Source organism: Thermanaerothrix sp. (assembly GCF_056331585.1).
Map to the genome: position 1 here is coordinate 38,446 of NZ_JBWGPQ010000019.1, position 10,235 is coordinate 48,680.

At 53.1% G+C, this 10,235-nt stretch carries 6 protein-coding genes; all 6 read right to left on the minus strand.

Features of this window, described 5'->3' with window-relative positions; all coding sequences use genetic code 11:
* Positions 1-14: 14 nt before the first annotated feature.
* From AC01YT_RS08245 to AC01YT_RS08270, 6 genes are read right to left on the minus strand one after another with little or no spacing between them, the layout of a single operon-like run.
* The gene (locus AC01YT_RS08245; RefSeq protein ID WP_476674434.1) at positions 15-2,915 is read right to left on the minus strand and encodes a GAF domain-containing protein; all 2,901 of its coding nucleotides are present in this window, start codon (positions 2,913-2,915) and stop codon (positions 15-17) included.
* Positions 2,912-4,639, minus strand: coding sequence for a GAF domain-containing protein (locus AC01YT_RS08250; protein WP_476674436.1), 1,728 nt, complete (start codon positions 4,637-4,639; stop codon positions 2,912-2,914). The genes AC01YT_RS08245 and AC01YT_RS08250 overlap by 4 nt, the downstream gene beginning before the upstream one ends.
* Positions 4,636-6,306: a GAF domain-containing protein gene (locus AC01YT_RS08255; protein WP_476674438.1), complete on the minus strand. Its 1,671-nt coding sequence runs from the start codon at positions 6,304-6,306 to the stop codon at positions 4,636-4,638. Before AC01YT_RS08255 ends, AC01YT_RS08250 begins: the two co-directional genes overlap by 4 nt.
* A gap of 17 nt (positions 6,307-6,323) precedes the next feature.
* Positions 6,324-9,026 carry a GAF domain-containing protein gene (locus AC01YT_RS08260; RefSeq protein ID WP_476674440.1) on the minus strand — a complete coding sequence of 901 codons (2,703 nt, stop codon included), beginning with the start codon at positions 9,024-9,026 and terminating at the stop codon, positions 6,324-6,326.
* 21 nt (positions 9,027-9,047) lie between these two features.
* The gene (locus AC01YT_RS08265) at positions 9,048-9,533 is read right to left on the minus strand and encodes a response regulator (protein WP_476674442.1); all 486 of its coding nucleotides are present in this window, start codon (positions 9,531-9,533) and stop codon (positions 9,048-9,050) included.
* Between the two features lie 4 nt (positions 9,534-9,537).
* Entirely contained in the window at positions 9,538-9,924 is a 387-nt protein-coding gene (locus AC01YT_RS08270; protein WP_476674444.1) for a response regulator, read from the minus strand.
* Positions 9,925-10,235 lie beyond the last annotated feature (311 nt).

The following is a 10,235-nucleotide window of genomic DNA, read 5'->3' on the forward strand; positions in this document are numbered from 1 at the left end:
AGCCCTCCCACGCTTTATGTGCTTAACCCTGCGTTTTTCCCATTTCCGGGCGCTTCATCGGCTGAAGTTGAGGTCGCAGGTGAATTAAAAATAACCTGAACATGTGAGGCGCCTAAGGCGCGTTTGAGCTCCTCCATCGCAATACCCAGCATGGTTTGTGGATCCGTAGCGGCGCGGATGCGCCCGGTGATCTCCAAAGCCTTGCGTTCGCGTTCGGCGCGGCGCAGGGTGGTTTCGAGCAAACGCGCATTTTCTAAAGCCAATGCAACCTGGGTGGCTACGGCTTTGAGAGTCTCGATTTCCTCTTCACTCCAGGTGCGTTCGGGAACCCCTATGTCTTGCACGCGGATGACGCCCAAAATCTCATCACGGAGTTGGATCGGTACGGTTAGCACTGCTGCTTGTTCATCCTTGGCGGGGATGGCAGTGACTTCTCCACGGCGTATAGCGGCTTCAATTTCGGGGCGAGAGATGGGAGGTTGAGCAAACAACCCTTGGGACGTGTAGATGTAGGCACGATGACGACGTGAGCGCACTTCTTTCTCCCACTCCTGCTGGAGATAGCGCCGGTTAACGCGGCGTGCTTCATCTAATGCACGCATAGTCTCTTCCAACAATTGATTGTTGACAATCGCGATAGCAATTTGATCAGCCAGGGTGCTGAAGAGCTCGATATCCTCAGGGGTGAAGGCATTGGGTTGGGTGCTCTGAACATCTAGCGCGCCGATGATGTGGTTATTGGCGATAAGGGGCAACGCCATTTCTGAGCGTGTTTCGGGCAGGTCAGGGTTCTTGAAGTGAACGGCATCTTCACCAACATCCGTTGCAATGCGGGGCTGGCCAGTTGCAGTGACATAGCCCACGATACCAACCTTACCTACCGGTAACTTGTGCTGGCGGGCGAGCATACGCTTTCCTCCCTCGCTGTTGGCAGCACGGAGAACCGCATATTCGCCTTTCTCATCAAGAAGGAAGACCCCAACATGATAGAAGTCAAAACGCTCGCTGATGAGGGTGGTGACTTGATTGAGCAGGCTTTCCAGTGCCTGAGCCGAGACGATGCTTCGTGCCACATCGGCGACGGTCTGGAGTTGGCGGGTGCGGTAGCGTAGTGCTTCGTTTTGCTGGGCAAGTTCGCGTGTGCGCTCGCGAACACGGTCTTCCAATTCGTTGATGAGACTGCGCAACTGCGCGGTCATGACGTTGAAAGCGCGGCCCAGCGCTCCGATCTCATCGCGGCTTTCTATGCTGGCATGGGCTTCCAGGTCGCCTGCGGTGATCTGCTCCGCGGTTTGTTTCAATTGGACGACTGGTGCACTTAACGCCCCTGAAACCCACGATGCCACCAAACCCACTGCAGCCGCAAACAGCGCTGCAATGATCACTGCTAAACGACCTTGGGCTTGCAGCAGGGCTACCAGAGTGTTTTGTTCCCGTACAAACAGTACGTACCAGGGTTTGGTTTGCAAGCGTACGGCAACGCCGCTCTCGAGGTGTCCGGGCTTTTCGGGATGTACATCCAAAGTAAAGTAAATGACATTCCCTCCCTGTTTCAAGACGTTAGCCAAGTCGGATTGGTTGGTGTAATTGAGATAAGGGTGATAAGGGAGGCGGTTGTGCTGTGCCAATTCAAGGGTTTGAGAATAGGTGGGTTGGAGTAAGAAGCGATATAAATGGGTCGGCGTAAGTGTATCTGCAATGCGCATGAAGTTTTCATCCAGCAGAATGGGATAGGAATGCCGTCCCAAGAGGTTGAGTTTCGGCTCTAGCAAACGTTGAAACACTTGTGCGTCGTATTCCAGACGCAAAACCCCAAGCATTTGCTGGCGTTGATCGCGAATCGGTACCGCAAAGTAGATATACGCCACCTTATTATCAGGATTGAATTGGATGGGGGAAATATATACCCGTCCGGTGCGGTTGACTTGCATAAAGTAATCGCGCTTGCTTTCATCCTGGCCGATGGCGGCAGGATTGCTATCGTAGATATTTTGTCCGCGCAGGTTGAGCAGACCATATGAGACCAAGTGAGTCTCGTGTTTGAGAAGCAGGGAGCTGATGGTGGCACGTAGTTGTTCTTCCTGGAGGCTGCCGGGGCGTTTGGCTGGATCCATGGTCAAGTAATCGTAAAATACGGGAAGATTGGCCTCATTAATCAGGGCATCACGGTTTGAGGTGAGAAAAGACTCTATCTCCTGGGCGACCTGCTCGGCAGCCAGACGTAATGCCTGGTTGCTTTGGTTCTGTAGACCAGTAAAGATGAAGCGTGCATCTACCAGCGAGAGCAAGATCAGAGGCGCAATAGCCATTCCCAAAGCACTGGTAACCAATCGCACGCGTAGCGTGACGGTAACATAGTCCAGGCTAAGTAAAACCAGATAGGCCATGATGAGAGCACCCAGAACGATGGGCAGGATCTCATTAATAACCGGGATGGACACCTGGTACCGGGGGAATAATGAACCGACGAGGGCAGTGAGAACCGCTATAAAGAAGGCGCGGGTAATGGCCGGTTCACAGCTTTCTTCTTCAAGCACGCCGGTGGCGACGAGAATGCCATAGAGGAAAGAAAGCAGAGCGAGGTAGACCCCTGTGGATTGGCTCAGCGCTGCCAGGACAAGCAGAGCGAATTGAAAGGTGGGTGCAAGCCGGGGCATGGCTTGTCGGTAATCTGTCTGGCCGGAGGCATTGGCAATGACAGAGAGAGCTACCAACGAGGCCAGCCCAAAGGTAATGGCTAAGACGTATAGTTGCCAGAATTGGGGCTGATAGAACATTCCGATGAGAAAGAGAGCCGCCAGCAGAGCTAATGCCAGCGCCGTGCTAAAAGTCACTGTAGTGGCTAACTGACGTTGTTTCTCTTCAATCGGAATTTGAGCAGGGTCATAGGTTGAGAAAGCCGCTGCGGAAATCATCCAGCGCCTCCAGACTGCCCCTCAATGGGTAGATTTGTCGCATCACGTAACTGCACCAGTACTTCAGACACACCCATGGTACGACCGATTTCGAGCGCAGCTGCGCGCAAGATGCCCTCAACATCGGTTGCGGCCTGCACACGGCTACCTAATTCACTAACTAGATGTTCGCGTTCAGCCCGGGCACGCATCATTTCTAGCAAGCGGGCGTTTTCTAATGCCAGCCCAATGCGCTCGGCGATGCTATTGAGCAAGCGCAATGTCTCTTCGGGTACGCCTGGTCCCCGCACTTTGATTGAAATAACACCCACCGATTCGCCGCGCGCCTGTATGGGGAGGAGGAGGGTGTGTTGTTCCTCGGAGGATGAGGTTTTAAGCAGAGGTTGTGCTTGGCGTGATAACTGTTCTATCTCCGATGGGGGGGTTCTGATAGCCTCCAAGCGATTGGCGCGCCAGCGATACCCGCGTGGCATATGGGTTGAGCGTAAATAATCACGCCACTGCTGGCGTACGACTTGGCGGTAACGGGTTTCTAACTCGGCAGCAGATTGCTGCAGGCGCTCTATGAGTTGGCGTCTCTCTAGTGCAACCCCCAACTGATCCGCTATGGCTTGTAAGACCTGAATATCTTCTTCGCTGAACGCATTCACCTCTGTACTTTGGATATCTAGAGCGCCGATGATCTCTTGCCCGACGCGGATTGGAAGGGCGATTTCGGAGCGTGTATCGGGCAAATAGGGGTTCTTAAAGTGAACGGCATCTTTACCGACATCCAAGGCAATGCGCGCCTCGCCCTTTTCAACGACATACCCTACAATGCCCTCAGCACCTTTTTTGAGGCGATGTCCGGCGGCAATCATGCGCTGCCCCGCCTCACTGCTGGCTGCGCGCAGGACAGCGTATTCTTTGGCTTCGTCTAGGATGAAAATGCCGGCATGATAAAAACCAAGGTAACGCTGGATGACCGCAAGTGCGGTGCGGAAGAGGGTATCTTCATCGTCTTCCAATGAGATCTCACGTGCCATCAGGCCGGCCACTTCGAGATAAGTGCGGTGGCGGCGCAGGTCGCGGGTGCGTTGTTCAATGCGCAGCGCCAACGCGGCTCGCTCGGCTTCCAGGGCGTGGGTAAGGGCCGTTTCTTCCTGCAAAGCGCGGTAAAGTTCCCGCTGAGCCACACCGTAAGAGGAAGTAAGAAGTCCAACCACAAAAAGCCAGGCAATCATTGCCACCATCCAACTGAAGGGAGGGGCCGGAGTTGCATTAATACTCAGGCGTGTTATCCCATCTGTCACATGAAGCACAGCGATTCCCACCGTCCCCGCAAGTGCCAGCCCGAAGATGACATATGCATTCCGTTGGCCAAGGAATGCGTAAGCCATCAGGACGAGCGCCAACAGCCACAACCAAGCGGTACTGAGTGGTCCGCGGTAGAGCAATTCAAGCCCACCGAGGGCGCCAAGGGTGATCAGCAAGGCGGCAACGCGCAAGCCTTGGGGTTGGCGTTGAATCAGAACGCTGGCACCCAGCCATAACAAGACGAACGTTAAACCGATCAAGGGCAGGTATTGCCGACTGCGGAAAAACGTGAATGCCACCCATAGGTAGCCTAAGGCGGCCGCAGCTGACACCAGATAGAGCGCTCGCTGTAAGATCCTTTGACGTAGGGAGGCGATACCCGTCGCAGTCACAGGGGAGGGGGATGAAGAAGAGGTTGGAAGACTCATCGCCCATTGTCCTTTGCGGCTTGGGGTTCAGGAGGAATAAGATGGATGCTGGTTTCGGTGACATTGGGAAGTTGGGCCAGGGCTTGCACAGCTACCCTCAAGATGTCATCTACAGTCTCAACCCGTGAGAGGGTTGAACTGATCTCATTCAGACGCTGTTCCAGCAGGGCTTGACGCTGTGTTTCCTGGAACAGGCGGGCGTTCTCAAGCGCTGTTGCCGTTTGCATGGCAACGGCATCCAGCCAGGCAATTTCTTCGCCAGTGAGTTCGGGTTGGGTCATCTCCAGCGAGATGGTACCGATGACCTGATCGCGCAATACAAGCGGAAAATGAGCCAGGTGTGTGGATGAGCCCGTAGTCGGCGGTGCGGACGGGCTTTGATAGGTTGCTTCCAGGACGTCATGTTCTTTCAGAAAATCCCCCCATTCTTCGGTGACGTGGGCGCGGGCTAGAGCACGCACCTCCTCACGCAACTGCTGAATACGCTGGAAAAATTCGAGATTCTCAAGGGCTAAGCCAAGGCTATCGGCGATTCCTTGTAGCACCAGGATATCATCTTCCTCAAAGGCGCGGACCTGGGTGGATTGAATGCTGATAGCGCCCAGACATTGACCACGGCGTAGGATGGGGAGGGCGAGTTCTGAGCGAGTCAGCGGCAGATGCGGATTGCTGAACCGCACTAATTCCAAACTCACATCTTGTGAAATACGAGGTTCCTTGCGTGCTGTAGCCCAACCGATCATCGAGTTGCCACCGACGGCTAAGCGGTGGCCCTCGGCGAGCATGCGCCGCCCGGCTTCACCGGTGCCTGCACGCAAAACAGCAAATTTTCCGCTCTCATCAATCAGGAAAATGCCAACGTAATAAAGGTTGAACTCTTGCTGGATAAGATCGGCCACTTGCTGTAAGAGGGTGGCTTGGTCGCTGGCGGTGTTCACGGTGCGGGCAATAGTCGAAGCCGTATAGAGTTCACGGATGCGTCGTTGTAGATGGCCAGTGCGTTCCGCTAGTTCGCGTTCAAATTCGGTACGGGTTGAACGGAGTTGGCGTTCCAACGTGCTTTTCTCAATTCCTAATTGGTTGATCCGTTCCCCTAAGAATGGGAGGGCAAGAACGCCTAAAGCGGCCAGGTAAGCCAGCAGAACAAGTCCGTTATACCCGTTTGGAAGGGAATTGAAGGCCAGGATGCTTTCAGGGGTGGGGGTCGGCAAAATATTAAGATGAAGAGCGAGAGTAAGCATCAAGGGGGTGAGAAAGACGACGCCCACCCAAGGTAGAACGTTGGAGAGGTCAAAAAGTAATACGCCGATCAGGATAGTACAGGCATATGCCATGATGGCAGTGGCTTGAGGCCCGTAAGTTAGGGTAATTTGTGTCCCTAACAGATAAGGGAATAAACCTGATGCAATGGCGCGGACGCTTAATGGCCAATGACGCAAGAAAGGCAAAAGCAGGGCGAAGGCAAGCAGAAACACCCATAAGCCCAAGCCCGGCTCTGACCTGCCCTGGGTGCTCTGCACGATGTGAGGCACGGCGAACCATCCAATGACAGGGATCTGGAGCAGAAGGCTCTGTTGGAGCAAGTACTCGCGGAGAGTGGTTAGTTCACCACGCTCTAGAACTTCAGGAGGGATATTGCGGGGGTGGATGCGTTCCCAGATGTTCATAGATTTATAAACCCTCCCTAGCGATCGTGTCCGTTAGAGTTGTTCGGCAAACCATTGGGGAAAGGAAGGTCACCAAAAGAGGGTGCAGGTGGTGAGATGCGGATACTAACCCGCTGAGCGCCTAAGGCGCGCCCAATCTCTGTGGCTGAGGTTTGAAGGATATTACCCAAATCGGTCAGAGCACGAATCTTGCTGGTGATCTCGTAAAGGCGTCGTTGGCGCTCAGCCTGGATTTGGATCTGGTGGATCAGGCGGGCATTGGTGAGAATTGCGGCAAGGTTTGTGGTCAGCGAAGTAAATAATTCTTGATCGCTTTCGTCAAAAGCGGCAGGCCGTTCGGATTCAATGTAGAGTATACCCAGTATTTCGTTTTGGTAGCCAAGAGGGAGGGCTAAGGCGGAATGTGCTCCCGCCATCAAGGGATGAAAAGCGATCTCTGGGGTGAATTCGCTGATGCGGAGCGTCTGACGGTGAGCAATCACCCAACCCGGTACGCTTTCTTCTGTTTGCCAGGCGGCTCGTTCTAGGCTTTCGGCTTCGAAGCCGATGTAGGCATTCAATTCTAGGGTTTGATCGCGGTTGAGCAGGAAGATTGCCAAGCGATCTTGAGGTAATAGCTCATGGAGACCCTGCAGTGTTTTCTCAATGATTTCCTCGGGAGTCAAACGAACCGATGCCTCACTAATGATGCGGTAGAAGTGACGGTGCTGGGTGAGGTTTTGCTGTGTGCGCGTATAGAGCAGGATATTATCCAGGGCAATTGCGAGCAGTCCCGCTAATGTTTCTAGGATTTGTACATCTTCGGCCTGAAATGCATCATACGAACGGCTTTGTACATCTAAGGCACCAAGTAAGCGGTCACCAACCTGTAGTGGGACAACGATCTCAGAACGGGTTTCGGGCAATAATGGATTAGGGTAATAATCCGGGTTGCCTTGCACGTTATTGGCGACAACAGTGCGTCCTAACGCCATGGCTTGTCCTACCAGTGAACGCGAACCCACCGCAAGTCGGTGACCGGATTGCTTCATGATTTGCCCGACGTCACCCGAGGCTTCGCGCAGGACACCATAACGCCCCAATGGGTCAAGGAGGAAGACGGAGGCGTGATAATATCCCAACCGTTCTCGAATCTGGTTAGTCGCATTTTGGAGCATGGTATCTATATCCCGCGCGCTGATCGCTTCTCGTGCGATTTCGGCGGAGGCCAATAATTGTTCCGCCCGGCGCTGCGCGACTTGCTCGGTGCGAATAAATTCACTGATATCTTGGGCGATGCGGATTAACCGAGGTCCACCGTTTTCATTTAGATTGAGTGGAATGCGCGAAACCAGTTCCCAGGTATTTTCACCTTGTGGGCTGAAGTAGTAATTGGGGGTTTTGATCCGGGCTTCATCTGAATGGATGACTTCCAAATCTTGGATTAAGTCCAGGTTCCCCGCCTCGCCAAAAAGATCTACCTCGGTTTTGCCGATAAGATCGGCGAGCGAACTCACCCCATAATGCTGGAGAAGGGCTTGGTTGGCGTACAAGATGCGGCCATTCTCATCCTTGATTGCGACGCGCTCAGGCAACGCCTCCAAGAGGGTTGTCAGGAGAGTGTGTTCTCGAACAACCTGACGCTGAGACGCCTCTGCCTTTTCGGATAGGCGATGAGTGTGAAATATCCAGGCGAGGAAAGTGGCAACGACCTCTAAGGTATGTAAATCATTTTCGTTAAACCGGGCTTCGTGATGTAAGTCTTGAAGAACGATGGCCCCCAGTATCTCTTCTCCAAGACGTAAAGGAACTCCCAGCCAGGATTTGGCCGGCGTGCCGATTAGGCTCACTCCCAGTGTTTGCGCCATTGCCTCTACACCGTGTTGGATCAACAAAGGCGTCTTTTGGGTGATCACATACGAAGTAAGCCCTTGTCCCAAGGGCAATGGCTCTACATGGATGGGTTGGCCGTGTTCCAGCAGTAGGGGGAAAGTGATCTGGTGTTGGGTGTTGTCGTAAAGTGCCACCCCAAAGGAGATATCCAAACCATAGGTTTGGTGAATCAACGCAGTAAGTTCGGCATAGATTTCAGAAATATCGGGCAACTTCGCCAGACAAGCATGGAAAAATGCATCTGGTAGAGATGAAGCCGAGGGTGGTATCTCGCTTTGCGGGGATTCTGAAGGTTGTGGTGATGCCGCTAGTGGCTTGGGATAATGCACCAAGAAACTCAGGGCAATTTGATCGGCAAGAGTGCATAAGACGCTATGAAGGGTGGGGGGAAAGGCGTTTTTCTGCCCGGATTGTAGGTCCAACACGCCATACACTTTGGTGCCGGCGATGATGGGCACGGCAAGAAGAGATCGGGCGTCGTTCCATATGTAGGGGGCACCATTTTCGATTTGGTCACGTTCCAATTGGGGAAGGTAATAGGGGCGTTGATTAGCAATGGTCCATCCAAAGATTGTACTGGAGTTGACAGGAACGGTGATCTGGTTGATGGGAAAGGCGTGGGGAGTGGGTGAGTGAATGGCCTTAAGCACCACTAAAGTGTCATCTGCATCGAAAATATAGATCGCCACATGGGGAATATTTAGCCCTTGGGCAATTTTATGCACAGCACTGTCTAGAAATTCTTCATGATGGCTGACGACACTTATAGCTCGCGTGATCTCGGAGATCACTTGCGTGTAGGACAAAGGGGTATGCAAGACATCATCTGGGGCTTTTTCGCCGCTCATGTGCAATCTTCTCCGAAGGATTCAGCTCAATTCCCAAACCGATTCGCCGTTGAGAATACGTTTGATCTGATCAGGAAAACGATCAGGATCAAGGGGTTTACCTAAAAAACCGTCAAAACCGGCTTGACGGGCTTTATTCATTTGTTCCAGGCTGGCTTCAGCAGTAACGGCGATTACTGGAACATTGCGAAAGCGGGCTGATTGGCGAATCTTGCGTAGGGCGCCGTACCCATCCTCATAAGGCAGGCGGATGTCCATCAGGATGAGATCCACTTTGGGCAGCGAATCGGCAAATTCGGCCACCTCATAACCGGAGGTTTTCCACTCGCAATGGACCCCCAAGTAGCCCAGGAGGCGTGCGATGAGGACAAAATTGGAGACATTATCTTCGACCACCAATACCACGGTATCTTTGGTCAGGGGGCGGGTGCCATGAGTTTGGCGGATGGAAAGCGGTGTTGGGCTCGGGCTCTCGGGTGGGGTAGGGGATTGAGGGTTGGCCATCATGGCGTTACTCCCGGTGTCCATTGGTTAGGAATTCGGCAATCTGGTCGGCGAAGCGATCTACGTCAATCGGTTTTTCAATGTAACCATCACAACCGGCTTGGAGAGTGCGTTCCTTATCCCCGCGCATGACATTAGCGGTTAAAGCCACAATTGGCACACCGCGCAGGTGTTCCTGCGTTTTGATCGTCCGGGTAAGCGTATAGCCGTCGATGTCAGGCATGTTGATGTCCATCAGGATCAGGTCGGGGCGATGGTTATTGAGGATGCTGAGTGCTTCGGTGGCATTGGCGGCTTCAAGGATGTTATAGCCACTGGCTTGCAACAATCGCCGCACCAGGGTGCGGTTATCCAGATTATCTTCGACATAGAGGATGGTTTTTCCCGTTTGCATAGTAACCTGCCTGCAGAATGGAAGAGAGTGGTTATGGGGTAAAAAAGCCCCTGCCCCTGTAAATCAATGGATTTGTGTTTTCATAGAATTATAGTGAGATTTTGGAGATAAAACAGCCATCCTTGCGAAACTGTAATGTAATCGCAAAGTGTTTCTAACCAAACGAGAGCATCCTATGCAAAGTTTGTGCCAGGGCTTGTTGAAGTGAAAGGGGAAGAAGAAAAGCCACTACCCAATGAGATAGATAGTGGCATTTACTCTTGAGAGCGGGCGACGGGATTCGAACCCGCGAATCTCAGCTTGGAAGGCTG